The 15,919-nt window shown below is 72.0% G+C and carries 13 protein-coding genes; 9 read left to right on the top strand and 4 right to left on the bottom strand.

Translation table 11 applies throughout. The annotated features are described in order from the left end of the window. The first annotated feature begins 258 nt into the window (after window positions 1–258). Together PYS65_RS31320 and PYS65_RS31315 are read left to right on the top strand one after the other, a co-directional pair. Window positions 259–1,161: a universal stress protein gene (locus PYS65_RS31320; RefSeq protein WP_279337299.1), complete on the top strand. Its 903-nt coding sequence runs from the start codon at window positions 259–261 to the stop codon at window positions 1,159–1,161. 141 nt (window positions 1,162–1,302) lie between these two features. After that, complete coding sequence (locus PYS65_RS31315; protein ID WP_279337298.1) at window positions 1,303–2,139, top strand: universal stress protein; 837 nt, start codon at window positions 1,303–1,305, stop codon at window positions 2,137–2,139. Between the two features lie 332 nt (window positions 2,140–2,471). Here the strand turns inward: PYS65_RS31315 and PYS65_RS31310 are convergent, their stop codons facing one another. After that, window positions 2,472–2,900 carry a secondary thiamine-phosphate synthase enzyme YjbQ gene (locus PYS65_RS31310; RefSeq protein WP_279337297.1) on the bottom strand — a complete coding sequence of 143 codons (429 nt, stop codon included), beginning with the start codon at window positions 2,898–2,900 and terminating at the stop codon, window positions 2,472–2,474. A gap of 105 nt (window positions 2,901–3,005) precedes the next feature. Between PYS65_RS31310 and PYS65_RS31305 the strand changes: the two genes are divergently transcribed. Continuing rightward, entirely contained in the window at window positions 3,006–4,136 is a 1,131-nt protein-coding gene (locus PYS65_RS31305) for an NAD(P)-binding domain-containing protein (protein ID WP_279337296.1), read from the top strand. Window positions 4,137–4,181: 45 nt separating this feature from the next. Here the strand turns inward: PYS65_RS31305 and mltG are convergent, their stop codons facing one another. Further along, window positions 4,182–5,048, bottom strand: a complete 867-nt coding sequence (mltG, locus tag PYS65_RS31300) for an endolytic transglycosylase MltG (RefSeq protein ID WP_279337295.1) — start codon at window positions 5,046–5,048, stop codon at window positions 4,182–4,184. Between the two features lie 43 nt (window positions 5,049–5,091). After that, on the bottom strand, window positions 5,092–6,894 hold the full coding sequence (locus PYS65_RS31295) for an ABC transporter ATP-binding protein (RefSeq protein WP_279337294.1): 1,803 nt from the start codon (window positions 6,892–6,894) through the stop codon (window positions 5,092–5,094). Between the two features lie 166 nt (window positions 6,895–7,060). Here PYS65_RS31295 and PYS65_RS31290 point away from each other — a divergent pair, with 166 nt between their 5' ends. From PYS65_RS31290 to PYS65_RS31270, 5 genes are all read left to right on the top strand, one after another. Further along, window positions 7,061–7,528, top strand: a complete 468-nt coding sequence (locus tag PYS65_RS31290) for a MarR family winged helix-turn-helix transcriptional regulator (RefSeq protein ID WP_279337293.1) — start codon at window positions 7,061–7,063, stop codon at window positions 7,526–7,528. A gap of 269 nt (window positions 7,529–7,797) precedes the next feature. Next, window positions 7,798–9,636 carry an ABC transporter transmembrane domain-containing protein gene (locus PYS65_RS31285; protein ID WP_279337292.1) on the top strand — a complete coding sequence of 613 codons (1,839 nt, stop codon included), beginning with the start codon at window positions 7,798–7,800 and terminating at the stop codon, window positions 9,634–9,636. Continuing rightward, window positions 9,633–11,414: an ABC transporter ATP-binding protein gene (locus tag PYS65_RS31280; protein WP_279337291.1), complete on the top strand. Its 1,782-nt coding sequence runs from the start codon at window positions 9,633–9,635 to the stop codon at window positions 11,412–11,414. The genes PYS65_RS31285 and PYS65_RS31280 overlap by 4 nt, the downstream gene beginning before the upstream one ends. Before the next feature lie 200 nt (window positions 11,415–11,614). Further along, window positions 11,615–12,085, top strand: a complete 471-nt coding sequence (locus tag PYS65_RS31275) for a DUF5709 domain-containing protein (RefSeq protein ID WP_279337290.1) — start codon at window positions 11,615–11,617, stop codon at window positions 12,083–12,085. Window positions 12,086–12,170: 85 nt separating this feature from the next. Continuing rightward, window positions 12,171–12,425 (top strand): type B 50S ribosomal protein L31, encoded by a 255-nt coding sequence (locus tag PYS65_RS31270; protein ID WP_109380703.1) that lies wholly within the window; start codon window positions 12,171–12,173, stop codon window positions 12,423–12,425. Between the two features lie 29 nt (window positions 12,426–12,454). Here the strand turns inward: PYS65_RS31270 and PYS65_RS31265 are convergent, their stop codons facing one another. Further along, window positions 12,455–13,249, bottom strand: coding sequence for a metal-dependent hydrolase (locus PYS65_RS31265; RefSeq protein ID WP_279337289.1), 795 nt, complete (start codon window positions 13,247–13,249; stop codon window positions 12,455–12,457). Between the two features lie 145 nt (window positions 13,250–13,394). Between PYS65_RS31265 and PYS65_RS31260 the strand changes: the two genes are divergently transcribed. Further along, the gene (locus PYS65_RS31260; protein ID WP_279337288.1) at window positions 13,395–15,908 is read left to right on the top strand and encodes a DEAD/DEAH box helicase; all 2,514 of its coding nucleotides are present in this window, start codon (window positions 13,395–13,397) and stop codon (window positions 15,906–15,908) included. Window positions 15,909–15,919: the final 11 nt, after the last annotated feature.

The following is a 15,919-nucleotide window of genomic DNA, read 5'->3' as shown; positions in this document are numbered from 1 at the left end:
GGTCATCCGTCGTGCTGGGTGAGGGGTCCCCCCATCCCGCTGATGGTCAGCCCCCGTGGGGGGACATGGTGTCATCCCGCTCTGCTGTCGAGGGAGTGGGTGGTGTCACGGATGGACAAAGGGTCGCAGTGGACTCGACTCTCACGAGGGCGGACCACCGGAGGGTCCTGCTCGCTCCGGAGGTGTGGCCCGTTGGGCCCATGACCACGGGGCGGCGAAATGGGATCATGGTGGTGACATACCGATTGGGGAGGCGTCATGAGTCGTCTGGTCGTAGTGGGAGTGGATGGATCGGCCTCGAGCCTGGCCGCGGTGGGTGCCGCGGCCGAGGAGGCCCGACGGCGCAAGGCCGAGCTGCGGGTGGTGCATGCGTTCCTCTGGCCCGCCATGCATGTACCGCTGGGCCCTTCGCCGCTGGGCCCGCCCGAAGGCGGTCTGCAGAGCGCGGTCGACCGGCTGGTGACCGAGGCGGTGGAGCACGCCAGGTCGGTGGCACCGGACGTGGACGTCTCGCACACCGTGGTGACGGGAGAACCGCTGTCCGTGCTGGAGGCGCAGTCCGCCTCCGCGGAGCTCGTGGTCGTCGGATCCCGCGGGATGGGGGGTTTCGTCGGGCTTCTGGTGGGGTCGACGGCGGTACACCTGGCGGCTCACGGGCGGTGCCCAGTCCTGGTCGTGCGTGAGTCGGGGGTGGCGGACGGACCGGTCGTGGTCGGGGTCGACGGCTCCCCGGCGGGCGCGAAGGCGATCGACTTCGCCTTCGCCGAGGCGTCCCTGCGCGGCGCCGAACTGGTCGCGCTGCACTCCTGGACCACCTGGAACGCGCCGGCCCCGGCCCCGCAGGACGAGAAGGCTCCCTACGCGAGCGAGCCCGGTGAGCTGGAGGCCGGCGAGGAGCGCCTGCTGTCCGAGGCACTGGCCGGGCACCAGGAGCGGTACCCCGGTGTGAAGGTCCGGCACGAGCTCGTGCATGGCGGCACCCGCGAAGCGCTCATCGAAGCGAGCCGTACGGCGCGGTTGCTGGTGGTCGGGGCCCGGGGGCGGGGCGGGTTCACCGGGCTGCTGCTCGGTTCGGTCAGCCAGGCGATGCTGCACCACGCCCACTGCCCGGTGGCCGTCGTCCGCGGCGACAGCGGGGAGGAGGCGGAGGGGAACGCGTAGCGCGCTCCCCCGTCCAAGGCTTCCGGGCCGCCGGGCTCCGGCCTCCGGGCCGGTACGGTCACCGGCCCGCGGGTACTCGGGTGCTCGCGGGCGTGACCGGGATGCACCTGCCCCGGCGCCCGGCCCGGACGGGAGTGAGCAGTGGATGACACGGTGATCGTCGGAGTGGACGGATCGCCGTCCAGTATCGCCGCGGTGGACGTCGCGGCCCGTGAGGCCCGGCTGCGCGGCGCGCAGCTGCGGATCGTGCACGCCTTCAGCCGTGCGTCCGACCTGGATCCGATGATCCACGGTGTCCTGGCGCAGGCGGAACAGCGGGTCGCCGACGTGGCGCCGGGTCTGGAGGTGTCCAGGACCGTGGCCTCCGGGGGCACCCTGACGGTACTGCGGAGCGAGTCGCGCCACGCGGTACTGGCGGTGCTCGGCGGACGGGGCCGCGGCGGGTTCGGGGATCTGCTGCTGGGCTCGACGGTCGTGCAGTTGGCCGCCCACGGGCACTGCCCGGTCATGGCGGTTCGGGGACGCCCCGATCCGCGGGGGCCCGTACTCCTCGCCGCGGACGGCTCGGCGGCCGGTGCGGCGGCGGCCGGATTCGCCTTCGCCGAGGCGGCGCTGCGCGGGGCCCGGCTGGTCGCCCTGCACGTGTGGAACACCTTGAACGAGCCGACACCCTACGAGGGTCCCGGCGCCCCGTTGAACGTGGTGGTGGACCTGGACCAGCTCCGTGAGAAGCACCGGCACCGGCTGGAGGAGGCCCTGGCGCCGATCCGGGCCACTCGTCCGGAGGTGTCCGTGGAACTGCTCGTGGAGCGGTCCCGGGTGCGCCACGCTCTGCTGGACGCCAGCAGGGAGGCCCAGTTGCTGGTGACCGGGGCCCGGGGGCACGGCGGCTTCACCGGGATGCTGCTGGGCTCGGTGAGCCAGGCACTGCTCCACCACGCCGACTGCCCCGTCACCGTCGTCCGCGGCGAGCGGTGACCGGACGGGGGCGGTGCCGTCGGACGTGATGACGTCCGGTCACCTCTACGGCACGAGGGGGCCAGGTATACGACGCGGGTCTCCCGGCCGGCGAACGCGGAGGTGATCGCGCGAGGGCGGCCGGTCCCGGGGCTCGCTCACGTACGACGCACCGGGCGCACCGGGCAGGTCCGCCGAGCGCACCGACACCGGCGACGGTGGCACCGCCGTCCTGGGTGGTCCACGGGAGTGTCCCCGGCGCCGGGCCCGACGCCGGCAACGAAGCGGGCGCCCGCCGGGCTCCGGCACGTCCGGCCCGCTCCGTCGGTCACCGGCCTCGCCGGGCCATCGGTCTACCGGCCGCCGAGGAAGCTCAGCCGGACCCGGCGGTCGGGGTTGTCGCGGTTGGTGTCGACCAGGCACACGGACTGCCAGGTGCCCAGCTCCAGTCGGCCGTCCAGTACGGGCAGGGTGGCGTGCGGCGGGACGAGGGCGGGCAGGACGTGGTCGCGGCCGTGGCCGGGACTGCCGTGGCGGTGCTGCCAGCGGTCGTCGGCCGGGAGCAGGGTGTGCAGGGCGGCCAGGAGGTCGTCGTCGCTGCCGGCGCCGGTCTCGATGACGGCGATGCCGGCGGTGGCGTGCGGCACGAAGAGGTTGAGCAGTCCGTCGCGGCCGGCCGCCACCTCCCGCAGGAAGGACTCGCAGTCGCCGGTGATGTTGACGACCCGCTCCGCGGAGCCGGTGGCGACGTTCAGGACCCGGGTGGTGAAGGCATCTGACATGGTTTCCATCCTGGCCCATGTGCCGGGATCTTCGGGGGAGGAAGTATCCGGGCGGCGGCGACGGTTCGCGGGAAGATGTGTCCCCCTAGCGGCGTTAGTAGAAATATGAACTACATGAGTGAGGTCGAGGTGGCCGAGGTCCAGGCAGTCGTCATAGGCGCCGGGCAGGCGGGACTGTCCAGCGCCTACCACCTGCGGCGCACCGGGTTCGAGCTCGACCGTGACTTCGTGGTGCTCGACCACAACCCCGGCCCCGGCGGCGCCTGGCGGTACCGCTGGCGCTCACTCACGTACGGCAAGGTGCACGGGATGCACTCGCTGCCCGGCATGGAACTCACGGACGCCGATCCGGCCCGGCCGTCCTCCGAGGTCATCACGGAGTACTTCGACCGCTACGAGCGGAGGTTCGACCTGCGGGTACGGCGACCGGTGCAGGTGCGGGCGGTGCGGGAGGGAACCGGCGGGCGGCTGCTCGTGGAGACCTCGGCGGGCGCCTGGTCGACACGGACGCTGATCAACGCCACCGGCACCTGGAACCGGCCGTTCTGGCCGCGCTACGAGGGTCAGGAGACCTTCCTGGGACGGCAGTTGCACACCGCTCAGTACCCGGGCCCCGAGGCGTTCGCCGGTCAGCGGGTGGTCGTGGTGGGGGGAGGCGCCTCGGCCACCCAGCATCTGCTGGAGATCGCCCCCCACGCGGCGGCCACCACCTGGGTGACCCGGCGGCCCCCGGTCTTCCACGAGGGCCCCTTCGACGAGGAGGCGGGACGGGAGGCCGTGGCACTGGTCGAGGAGCGGGTGCGGCAGGGGCTGCCGCCGCGCAGCGTGGTCTCGGTGACGGGACTGCCGCTGAACGACGCGATCCGCCGGGGTCTCTCCGACGGCGTCCTGGACCGGCAGCCGATGTTCGACCGGATCACGCCGGAGGGGGTGGAGTGGGGGTGGGGGTCCCCCCTGCTCGAGCGCAGTCGAGAGCTTGGGGGAGGGCGGCGAGTGGCGGCCGACGTCATCCTGTGGGCGACCGGGTTCCGTCCCGCCATCGACCACCTCGCCCCGCTGCGCCTGCGGGAGCCGGGCGGCGGCATCCGCGTCGAGGGCACCCGGGCGGTCGCCGACCCCCGCGTCCACCTCGTCGGCTACGGCCCCTCGGCCAGTACCGTCGGGGCCAACCGCGCCGGGCGCTCGGCCGTACGGGACATCAGGCGTCTGCTGACGGAGGAACGCGTCGCGGCCTGACGCCCCTCCCGGGTGGCGCGGTGCCGGTGGCCGGTGCCGGCCGGCTCACTTCTCGGGCCGGCCGCTCGCTTCCTGCTCCCCTTCCTCCTTCTCCTTCTTCTGCCGCGCGTTGAACTCGGCGACGTTGCCCTGGTGTTCCTTGTGGTCGGCGGTGAAGCGGGTGTCGCCCGGTGCGACCGTGACGAAGTACAGCCAGTCGCCCGGCGTCGGGGTGATCGCGGCCCGCATCGCGTCCTCGCCGGGGTTGTCGATCGGGGTGGGCGGCAGCCCCATCCGCGTGTACGAGTTGTAGGGGCTGTCGACCTCGGTGTCCGCCTCGGTGGTGCGTGATGCCGAACGGCCCAGGGCGTAGTCGACCGTCGAGTCCATCTGCAGCGGCATTCCCCGCTCCAGCCGGTTGAAGATCACCCGGGCCACCTTGCCCATGTCGGCCTTGGTGGACGCCTCCGCCTGGACGATGCTCGCGACGGTGACGGCCTGGTAGACGTTCATCGCGTTGCGCTGCGCGCCGGCGGCGACCGGGGCGCCGTTGAACTTCTTGTGGGCGGTGTCGACCATCAGTGACAGCAGTTGCTCCGGCGTCGCCCCCTCCTTCAGCGGATAGGTCGCCGGGAAGAGATAGCCCTCCGGGTTCCCCTCGGCATCACCCGGCAGTTTGAGGGCGGCCTTCGCGAGGGACTTCTTCGTGCTCCCCGCGGGCAGTCGGAGGGCCTTGTCGACGGCCGCGTACACCTGGCTCGCCCGGTGGCCCTCCGGGATCACCAGGGTGGTGGGGCGGGGATCGTCGTCGCCCAGGGTCAGCAGGGGCACCGCCACGGCGGTACCGGCCACGACGGCCCCGGTCGCGACGAGGGCGAGCCGGCCCCGGCGCGTCAGTCGGATCGTGTTCCGTGACGGAGTGTTCTTCTGCATGCGGGCACGGTAACGCCCAGAACGCCACAAACCCGGCATATTTTCATCTTGTCGGCTCCAGTTGGGCGTCCCTGCGGACAAGACCCGCGTAACGCCCGTCCAGTTCCAGCAGTTCCTCGTGCGTGCCGCGCTCGACCACCCGGCCCGCGTCGAGCACCACGATCTGGTCGGCGCCGCGGACGGTGGACAGCCGGTGGGCGATGGTGAGCGTGGTGCGGTCGGCCGACAGCGCGTCGATGGCCTGCTGGACGGCGGCCTCGGTACGGGTGTCGAGCGCGCTGGTCGCCTCGTCGAGGACGAGGACCGGCGGGTCGCGCAGGATGGTCCGGGCGAGCGCCAGACGCTGCTTCTCGCCACCGGAGAAACGGTGACCGCGCTCCCCCACGACCGTGTCGTACCCGTCGGGCAGGGCGGCGATGTGGTCGTGGATCTGCGCCGCGCGGGCCGCCGCGTGGAGTTCCTCGTCGGTGGCGTCGGGCTTGGCGAAGCGCAGGTTGTCGGCGACGGAGGCGTGGAAGAGGTACGTCTCCTGGGAGACGACGCCGACCGCGCGCGCCAGGGTGTCGAAGTCGAGGTCGCGTACGTCCACCCCGTCGAGGGCGACCCGGCCGGAGGTGACGTCGTACAGCCGGGGCACGAGGTGGCCGAGCGTGGACTTGCCGGCGCCGGTCGAACCGACCACGGCGAGGCTGGTGCCGGCGGGGACGGTGATGTCGATGCCGTCGAGGACGGGACCGCCCTTCCCGTCGTAGCCGAAGGTGACGTCCTCGAACCGGACCTCGCCGCCGACCCGGGCGAGACGGACCGGCTCCGCGCGTTCGGTGATGTCGACGGGGAGGTCGAGGTACTCGAAGATGCGCTGGAACAGTGCGAGCGACGCCTGGACCTGGACACCGGTCGACAGCAGGCTCACCGCCGGCCGGAACAGGCCCTGCTGGAGCGAGACGAAGGCGACGATCGTCCCGATGGAGACGCCGGGCCCGCCCGCCTGCAGGACGATGCCCGCGGTCCAGTAGATGACGGCGGGCATGGCGGCCATGACGATCGTGATGACGGCCATGCGCCAGCGGCCGGCCATGTTCGACCGCACCTCCAGGTCCACCAGGCGTTCGGACTCGTCGACGAATGCGCTGGTCAGAGAGTCGGAGCGGCCCATGGTGCGGCCGAGCAGGATGCCGCTGACCGACAGCGACTCGGTGACCGTGGCGGCCATCGAGGCCATCTGCTTCTGGCGTTGGGTGGTGATCTTCTTGCGTTCGTTGCCGACCCGGCGGCTGATCCACACGAACACCGGCAGCAGGACCAGCGAGACGACGGTCAGCCGCCAGTCGAGGACGAGCATCGCGACGACGGTGGCGACGACGCTGGTGAGGTTGGAGACCAGCGAGGTCGCCGTCGAGGTCACGGTGGCCTGCATGCCGCCGATGTCGTTGGCGATGCGGGACTGGACCTCGCCGGTGCGGGTGCGCGTGAAGAAGGCGAGCGACATGCGCTGGAGCCGGTCGTAGACCGCGGTGCGCAGATCGTGCATGACGCGTTGGCCGACGGTCGTGGAGATCAGCGTCTGGAGCACTCCGAAGACGCTGGTGAGGACGGCGCTGAGGATCATGCCGAGGGCGAGCAGGCTGAGCAGCCCGGTCCGGCCCTCGGGGAGCGCGACGTCGAGGATCGCCCTCAGCAGGAACGGGGTGGCGACCGAGACGAGGGACGCCGCCCCGACGAGCAGGCCGACGATCGCGAGACGGCCCCGGTAGGGACGGAACAGCTTCAGGATGCGGCGCACCTGCCGGGGCTGTTCCCCGGCGCCCGCGGGTGCGCTCCAGACGGGTTCGCGGTCGGGATGCATGGTCTCCTTCGGGAACTGGCAGCAGGGAACTGGAGGAAGCGAAGAGCAGCAGGGGTGACAGGGAGCCGGGAACGGCCGCCTGGCACCGGCCCCTGCCGGGGTCAGCGGAGCCTAGCTCATTGTTACCTATACTCACAATGAACGGCATCCTGATATTGTTCCGCGCATGACCACCTCCGACCCCGACGGCCTGCTGGCCGAGCAGCTGCTTCGGCTGACCCGCCGGGTGCACCGCATCCAGAAGCGTCATCTGGTGCGGCGCGAGCTGGGCATCACCCCGGCCCAGTCCCGGTTGCTGCGCACCCTCGCCCACTACGCCTCGCCGCCGCGCATGGCCGACCTGGCCGAGCGGCTGGAAGTGGTGCCACGAGCGGTGACGACGCTGGTCGACGGACTGGAGGCGAACGGCAAGGTGCGGCGGGTGCCCGATCCGGCCAATCGGCGGGTGATCCGGATCGAGCTCACCGACGACGGGCACACCGCCCTGCGGGAGCTGCACGCCGCGCGCCGGGCCGCCGCCGAGGAGATCCTGGCTCCGCTGACGGACGAACAGCGTGAGGCCCTCGGCGGGTTGCTGGACACCCTGGTCGACGGAACGGCGGCCGCACCGCGGCAGGGCGACACGTCCTGCTGAAGCGGCACGCCTCCCGCTGAGGCGGCGCGCCGCGACCGTCCGGAGCCTCGCGCCGTGGCCCGTCCGGATCCTGGCGCCGCAACCCGTCCGACGGGCCGCACGGCGGTCGTCCGGTCGCCGTGCCCCGCCGGCGCGGGCAGCCGGTTCCGTGCGGTTCCGTGGAAAACCGTTTGCCTTCCCGTACGCAGCGGGGTCAACCTGTCACGGTTTGCTGCCGCAGTCGTCCGCGGACGACGCACGGCCCCGCCTTTGCGAGTCACTGGGACGTCATGCAGATCCAAGACCTTCCGTATCCCGACCCGGGCGTGCCCGATGCCCGCTCGGGTCCCCGATTCCTGTGGTGGCTCTTCCGGAACCAGCTCTCCGGCCAGCTCAGAGCCCTGGCCTGGGGACTGCTGCATTTCTTTGCCGTCGCCTCGCTGCCGTTCTGCGTGGGCATCGGGGTCCAGGCCGCCGTCGATCGCTCCGGCTCCCGCCTGGCACTGGCCGGCGGTCTCCTGGCGCTGGCGTGCGCGGGAAACGCCGTCGGCGACACCTTCCTGCACCGGGCCGCCGTCACCAACTGGATCACCGCGGCCGCCCGCGTCCAGCAGGTGCTCGCCCGCAGGGCCGCGGTCATGGGGTCCGTACTGACCCGGCGCGTCGCGGCCGGCGAGGTGATGGCCGTGTCCACCGGTGACGTCGAGAAGATCGGCTGGTTCGTGGAGGCCCTGTCGCGGTTCACCGCGGCGGTGCTCACCATCGTGGCGGTCTGCGTCGGACTGCTCGTCCTCCAGCCCGCGCTCGGCGTGATCGTCGTCGTGGGGGTGCCCCTGCTGGCGCTCGCGGTACTGCCCCTGCTGCCGCACGCCACCCGCAGGGCCGACGCCCAGCGTGAGAAGGCCGGCCGGGCCACGGAACTCGCCTCGGACACCGTCGCCGGGCTGCGGGTGCTGCGCGGCATCGGCGGCGAGGAACTGTTCCTCGATCGCTACCGGCACGCGTCCCAGGACCTCCGCCACGCGGCCGTGCGCAGTGCCCGGATGTGGTCCCTCATCGCGGCGGTCCAGGTGCTGCTGCGGGGAGTCCTGCTGATCACCGTGGTCTGCTACGGCGTCCATCTGGCCCGTGCGGGGCGCATCGCGGTGGGCGAACTGATCACCGTCTACAGCTCGGTCATGCTGCTCGCCTATCCGCTGCGGCACTTCGAGGAGATCGCCATGGCGTACTCCTTCTCACGGCCTTCGGCCACCCGCGCGGCGCGTGTGCTGTCGCTGGAGCGGGCCACGGACACCTCGGGCGCGCCGCCTGCCGCCCCGCCCACCGGTGACCTGTACGACCCGGTGACCGGTCTGCTCGCCCCGGCGGGCCGGCTCACCGCCGTGGTGTGCGGGGATCCGGACGCGGCGGGGCGGCTGGCCGAACGGCTCGGCGGGCACGCGGCATCTGCCGCGCGGGACGGTTCGGTGCTGCTCGGCGGGGTGCCGCTCGACGAGCTGCCGCTGGACTCCGCCCGCGGCGCCGTCCTCGTGCAGGACAAGGACCCGGTGCTGCTGTCCGGCACGCTGCGCGAACTGCTCGACGTACCCGCCTCTGGTGCCGTCGGAGCGCGCGAGGCCCTGGAGGCCGCGCAGTGCGAGGACGTGCTGGCGGCACTGGTGCAGGGGGCGGCCGCCGCGTCGGACCCGATGGACGCGCTGATCACCGAACGCGGACGGTCCCTCTCCGGCGGTCAGCGCCAGCGGCTCTCCCTGGCCCGGTCGCTGGTCACCGACCCGGAGGTACTCGTACTGGACGAGCCGACCTCGGCCGTCGACTCGCACACCGAGGCCCGTGTCGCACAGGGCCTGCGCGCGCTGCGGGCGGGCCGCACCACCGTGGTGTTCGCCTCGTCGCCCCTGCTGCTCGACCGGGCCGACCAGGTGGTCTTCCTGCACGACGGGGCGGTCGTGGCGGTGGGCGGCCACCGCGAGCTGGTGCGGACCGAGCCCCGGTACCGGGCCGTGGTGGCCCGGGAGGACCGCGACGACCTGAAGGACGTCGAAGACCTGAGAAGCCTGGACGACCTGGACGGTCTGAACGGTCTGAACGGTCTGGAAGAACTCGAAGAGATCGAGGAGACGGCATGATCGGCGTGGCGCCCCCGGCCTACGACCCGGCGGCCCCCACCACGGCCGGCACCCTGCCCGTGGGTGCCCCCGCCACCGTCCGCGCCTACGTGGCCGAGCTGCTCCGCAGGCACCGCCGGGCCTTCGTGCTGCTGATCACGGTGAACACCGTCGCGGTGGTCTCCTCGATGGTCGGCCCGTATCTGCTGGGCGGTCTGGTGGAGCGGGTGTCCGACCGGACGCGGGAACTCCATCTGGGGCTCACCGCCGGGCTGTTCGTGCTCGCGCTGATCGTCCAGGCGGTGTTCGTCCGGCAGGTCCACCTGCGCGGGGCCGTGCTCGGTGAGCGGATGCTGGCCGATCTGCGCGAGGACTTCCTGGTGCGGTCGGTCGGGCTGCCCCCGGGAGTGCTGGAACGCGCCGGAACCGGTGACCTGCTGTCCCGGATCACCACCGACATCGACCGGCTCGGCAACGCGATGCGCGAGGCCGTGCCCCAGCTGGCCATCGGTGTGGTGTGGGCGGCGTTGCTGCTGGGCGGGCTGGTCGTCACGGCGCCCGAACTGGCGCCGGCCGTGCTGGTGGCCGTTCCGCTGCTGGTGGCCGGCTGCCGCTGGTACTTCCGGCGGGCGCCGGCGGCGTACCGCTCGGAGGCCGCCGGGTACGCCGCCGTGGCCGCGGCGCTCGCCGAGACCGTGGACGCGGGGCGGACGGTGGAGGCCCACCGCCTCGGCGAGCGCCGAGTGGCGCTGTCGGACCAGCGGGTGCGGGAGTGGACGGCCTGGGAGCGTTACACGCTCTGGCTCCGGTCGGTGCTCTTCCCGGTCGTCAACATCACTCATGTGACCGTGCTCGGCTCGGTGCTGATGATCGGTGGGGTGTTCGTCCTGCAGGGCTGGATCGGTGTCGGCCAGCTGACGACCGGGACACTGCTCGCCCAGATGCTCGTCGACCCGGTCGGGCTGATCCTGCGCTGGTACGACGAGTTGCAGGTGGCCCAGGTGTCGCTGGCCCGGCTGGTCGGGGTCCGGGAGGTCGAGCCCGACGCCGGTGACACCGCCCTGGCCCCCGACGGACGCCAGGTGCGCGCGGAGCAGGTGCACTTCGGCTACCACGAGGGCGTCGACGTGCTGCGCAAGGTGTCACTCGGGGTCGCCCCCGGCACCCGGCTGGCGCTGGTCGGCCCGTCCGGCGCCGGCAAGTCCACTCTGGGCCGGCTGCTCGCCGGGATCTACGCGCCCCGGGACGGCACGGTGACCCTGGGCGGTGCCGAGCTGTCCCGGATGACCGCGGAACGGGTCCGTAGCCATGTGGCCCTCGTCAACCAGGAGCACCACGTCTTCGTGGGTTCCCTGCGCGACAACCTGCGGCTCGCCCGGACGGACGCCGAGGACGACCGGCTGTGGGCGGCACTCGGCGCGGTCGACGCGGACGGCTGGGCCCGTGCGCTCGAGGACGGTCTCGACAGTGAGGTCGGCTCGGGAGGGCTCGCGCTCACCCCGGCCCAGGCCCAGCAGATCGCACTGGCCCGCCTGGTGCTGGCCGACCCGCACACGCTGGTCCTGGACGAGGCGACCTCGCTGCTCGACCCCCGCGCGGCGCGCCATCTGGAACGCTCCCTGGCCCGCGTCCTCGACGGTCGCACCGTCGTCGCCATCGCCCACCGCCTGCACACCGCCCATGACGCGGATGTCATCGCCGTCGTCGAGAACGGCCGCATCAGCGAGCTGGGCAGCCACGACGAGCTGGTCGCCGCGGACGGCGCGTACGCGGCGCTGTGGCGTTCCTGGCACGGGTGAGGGCCGCGGCGTCCCGCCCGGCGGGACGCCGTGCCGTTGCGCGGAGTCGAACCTGGGTGGAAGGCTGGAGTCAGGCACCGGCTCGGGGAACATCCGGCAGCTCCGGAGGACCGGGGTGCGGGTGAGGCCGGTGCTCCGTGCAGGTCGGCCCGCAGCGGGCCACGGCGGGAACGGGCCCGCCGCCACCCCTGGAGGTACCCGTGAACAGTTCCGGCGGTTGGGGAGACGATGTCTACCAGCCCGACGAGTCCGAGGTCCAGGACGACGCCGGACTGCTCGATGCCGAGGACACCCTCATGGACGACGGTGTGGACGACCCCCTCGACCGGGGCTGGTCCCCTCCCGAGCGGCCGTGGGCCGTGGAGCGCCGTGGTGTGACGGCGGCGGAGGGCCGCGCGGGCGAGACGCTGGACCAGCGGCTCGCCGAGGAGCTGCCCGAACCCGCGGCTCTCGACGGCGACGGTCTCGGCGACAGCGAGGGCACCGACGGCGAACTCCTGGACAACGAGGTCGGTGCCGCGCGCTCCGGCCGGCTCGTCGCTCCCGACGAGGGGGCGCACGAGGACGAGGAGACCGCCCTGGTGGCCACGGACGTCGGTATCGACGGTGCGGCGGCCTCGGCCGAGGAGGCCGCCATGCATGTCGTCGACGAGGACACCCTGCCCGGGTGACCCCTCCGTCTCCCCTGCCCGCCGTCCCCCCGGGCGAGGCACGTCGCACGAGTGGCACGTCGCACGAGTCGCACGAGGAGCTTTCATGCAGCAGGACAAGCACCCCGACTACCACCCCGTCGTCTTCCGCGACCGGTCCGCCGGTTACGCCTTCCTCACCCGGTCCACCGCGACCAGCGAGCAGACCATCGAATGGGACGACGGCGAGACCTACCCGGTGGTGGAGGTGGAGATCTCCTCGGAGAGCCACCCCTTCTACACGGGCAAGGCACGCACCGTGGACACGGAAGGGCGCGTCGCCCGCTTCGAGCGCCGGTACGGCGGTGAGGGCTCCGGCTGAAGCCCCCGGGCGGGCCGGGGGCCACCGCCTCAGACCACGTTGAGCGCCACCACGCCGCCCACTCCGCCGAGCAGCATGAACGCCGGCATCAGCACCTTGATCTCCACCCAGCTGCCCGCCTTGAACCGCATCGCCTTCGGCGGTCCTACGGGGTACCAGCGCTTGCGGCCCACCGGTATGGGCCACAGGATCGGGCAGCCGGAGACGGTCAGCGCGTCCCCGATGTCGTGGACCAGCGCGCCCAGGACGATCGGCAGCCCCAGCCACAGGTACTCCTGGCCCGGTGCCGTGAACAGCCAGGCGGCGCCGTTGCCCGGCTGGTCCAGAATGCCCGCGAGGATCCACGCGCTGGTCGCGGCGAGCAGCCACACCAGTACATCGCTGCTGGCGCCCCGGGCCGCCCGCCACAGCAGGCCCTCGATGGCCAGCACCATATGGACGAAGAGAATGGCCAGCACCGCCCACCGGCCGCCGGTGATCGCCAGAACGGAGGTGCCCCCGCCGATCAGGACCGCCCACAGCCAGGTGTGGGTGAGGGTGCGGTGACCGCCGGAGCGGCGCGGGTCGCCCGGCTTCCTGGTGGCCTTGTAGACGGCGGACGACAGCTTGTCGACGATCTCGCACAGTCTCCGGGAGACGGGCCCGAAGGCGCGGGATATCGTCGCCGCCTTGTGGTCCAGGTCCGGGGCGAGGGCGGCGCCGGCGCAGATGAGCGCGCCGACCAGGAGCACCGGCCAGGGCATCGGTTTTCCTGCGGCGGCCGTCGCCGCTCCGACGCCGAGCCAGGCCGCGGCTCCCGACAGTGAGTGTGCTGGTCCCATCATCCCCGTTACCCGCCCCATTGCTCGTGTACAGCTGTCCGGTCGACCAGGTGCGCTGACGCCCCTCGGCGCCACAGCGTAGCCTTCGTGATCTTCGTTCCCGAATCCGATTCCCACGTGGGGCCCGGCGGCAGGCAAGATGGGGGGCGTGACCCTTATCGATCAGCTGCCGCCGACCGCCGACCCCGACGCCCTGTACGAAGCCTTCGAGTCGTGGGCCCAGGAACGCGGTCTCACGCTCTACCCCCACCAGGAGGAGGCGCTGATCGAGGTGGTCTCCGGGGCGAACGTGATCGTCTCGACACCCACCGGCTCGGGCAAGAGCATGATCGCGGCGGCCGCCCACTTCGCCGCGCTGGCGCGGGACGAGGTCACCTTCTACACGGCCCCCATCAAAGCCCTGGTGTCGGAGAAGTTCTTCGAGCTGTGCAAGATCTTCGGCACGGAGAACGTCGGCATGCTGACCGGCGACGCGTCCGTCAACGCCGACGCCCCGGTCATCTGCTGCACCGCTGAGGTGCTGGCGTCGATCGCGCTGCGCGACGGCAGGCACGCCGACGTCGGCCAGGTCGTCATGGACGAGTTCCACTTCTACGCGGAGCCGGACCGCGGCTGGGCCTGGCAGATCCCGCTGCTGGAACTGCCGCAGGCGCAGTTCGTCCTGATGTCGGCGACGCTCGGTGACGTCTCCTTCTTCGAGAAGGACCTCGCCCGCCGCACCGGCCGTCCCACCTCGGTGGTCCGCTCGGCGACCCGCCCGGTGCCGCTGTCCTACGAGTACCGCTACACCCCGCTCACCGAGACGCTCACCGATCTGCTGACGGCCCGGCAGGCTCCGGTGTACATCGTGCACTTCACGCAGGCCCAGGCGGTGGAGCGGGCCCAGGCGCTGATGAGCATCAACATGTGCACACGCGAGGAGAAGGACCGGATCGCCGACCTGATCGGCAACTTCCGCTTCACCACCAAGTTCGGCCGCAACCTCTCCCGCTACGTCCGGCACGGCATCGGTGTGCACCACGCCGGCATGCTGCCCAAGTACCGGCGGCTGGTGGAGAAGCTCGCGCAGGCCGGCCTGCTGAAGGTCATCTGCGGTACGGACACGCTGGGCGTGGGCGTCAACGTCCCGATCCGCACGGTGCTGTTCACCGCCCTGACCAAGTACGACGGGAGCCGGGTGCGCACGCTGCGGGCCCGTGAGTTCCATCAGATCGCGGGGCGCGCCGGGCGGGCCGGTTTCGACACCGAGGGGTTCGTCGTCGCTCAGGCCCCCGAGCACGTCGTCGAGAACGAGAAGGCTCTGGCCAAGGCGGGCGACGATCCGAAGAAGCGCCGCAAGGTCGTCCGCAAGAAGGCGCCCGAGGGGTTCGTCGCCTGGTCGGAGCAGAGCTTCGAGAAGCTCATCGGCTCCGATCCCGAACCGCTGACCTCCCGTTTCCGGGTGACGCACACGATGCTGCTGTCGGTGATCGCCCGGCCCGGCAACGCCTTCGAGGCGATGCGGCACCTCCTCGAGGACAACCACGAGCCGCGCAGGCAGCAGCTGCGGCACATCCGGCGGGCGATCGCCATCTACCGCTCGCTGCTGGACGGCGGCATCGTCGAGAAGCTGGACACGCCGGACGCCGAGGGCCGGACCGTCCGGCTGACCGTGGACCTTCAGCAGGACTTCGCGCTGAACCAGCCGCTGTCCACCTTCGCGCTGGCCGCGTTCGAGCTGCTGGACCCGGACTCGCCGTCGTACGCGCTCGACATGGTGTCCGCCGTGGAGTCCACGCTGGACGATCCGCGCCAGATCCTCGCCGCCCAGCAGAACAAGGCACGCGGCGAGGCGGTCGCCCTGATGAAGGCGGACGGCGTCGAGTACGAGGAGCGCATGGAGCGCCTCCAGGACATCACGTACCCGAAGCCGTTGGAGGAGCTGCTCTTCCACGCGTACAACACCTACCGCACGAGCCATCCCTGGGTGGGCGACCATCCGCTGTCGCCGAAGTCCGTGGTACGGGACATGTACGAACGGGCGATGTCCTTCACGGAGTTGGTGTCCCACTACGATCTGGCCCGCACCGAGGGCATCGTGCTGCGGTACCTGGCCAGCGCCTACAAGGCCCTGGAGCACACGGTCCCGGACGACCTGAAGTCCGAGGACCTCCAGGACCTGATCGCCTGGCTGGGTGAGATGGTGCGTCAGGTCGACTCCAGTCTGCTGGACGAGTGGGAGCAGCTGGCCAACCCCGCGGAGTTGACCGCCGAGGAGGCCCAGGAGAAGGCCGACCAGGTCAAGCCGGTCACCGCCAACGCCCGTGCCTTCCGGGTCCTGGTCCGCAACGCCATGTTCCGCCGGGTCGAGCTCGCCGCTCTGGACCAGGTCGACGCGCTGGGCGAGCTGGACGCGGAGGCCGGCTGGGACGCGGACGCCTGGGGTGAGGCGATGGACAAGTACTGGGACGAGTACGAGGAACTCGGCACCGGCCCCGACGCCCGCGGCCCCAAGCTGCTGCTGATCGAGGAGGTGCCGGCCGACGGCCTGTGGCGGGTCCGGCAGATCTTCGACGATCCGAACGGCGACCACGACTGGGGCATCAGCGCGCAGGTCGACCTCACCGCCTCCGACGCGGAGGGCCGTGCGGTCGTCCGGGTCACCGATGTCGGCCAGCTGTGAGCACAGGAGCG

The organism is Streptomyces cathayae, assembly GCF_029760955.1.
GTDB classification, from domain to species: domain Bacteria; phylum Actinomycetota; class Actinomycetes; order Streptomycetales; family Streptomycetaceae; genus Streptomyces; species Streptomyces cathayae.
This window is presented reverse-complemented; position numbering and strand designations above follow the sequence as displayed.

Bases quoted from the DNA above. Each gene is read 5' to 3' on its own strand.
- PYS65_RS31320 (WP_279337299.1), top strand. From the start codon at position 259: ATGAGTCGTCTGGTCGTAGTGGGAGTGGATGGATCGGCCTCGAGCCTG.
- PYS65_RS31310 (WP_279337297.1), bottom strand. From the start codon at position 2,900: ATGTCAGATGCCTTCACCACCCGGGTCCTGAACGTCGCCACCGGCTCC.
- PYS65_RS31305 (WP_279337296.1), top strand. From the start codon at position 3,006: ATGAACTACATGAGTGAGGTCGAGGTGGCCGAGGTCCAGGCAGTCGTC.
- mltG (WP_279337295.1), bottom strand. From the start codon at position 5,048: ATGCAGAAGAACACTCCGTCACGGAACACGATCCGACTGACGCGCCGG.
- PYS65_RS31295 (WP_279337294.1), bottom strand. From the start codon at position 6,894: ATGCATCCCGACCGCGAACCCGTCTGGAGCGCACCCGCGGGCGCCGGG.
- PYS65_RS31290 (WP_279337293.1), top strand. From the start codon at position 7,061: ATGACCACCTCCGACCCCGACGGCCTGCTGGCCGAGCAGCTGCTTCGG.
- PYS65_RS31285 (WP_279337292.1), top strand. From the start codon at position 7,798: ATGCAGATCCAAGACCTTCCGTATCCCGACCCGGGCGTGCCCGATGCC.
- PYS65_RS31280 (WP_279337291.1), top strand. From the start codon at position 9,633: ATGATCGGCGTGGCGCCCCCGGCCTACGACCCGGCGGCCCCCACCACG.
- PYS65_RS31270 (WP_109380703.1), top strand. From the start codon at position 12,171: ATGCAGCAGGACAAGCACCCCGACTACCACCCCGTCGTCTTCCGCGAC.
- PYS65_RS31265 (WP_279337289.1), bottom strand. From the start codon at position 13,249: ATGATGGGACCAGCACACTCACTGTCGGGAGCCGCGGCCTGGCTCGGC.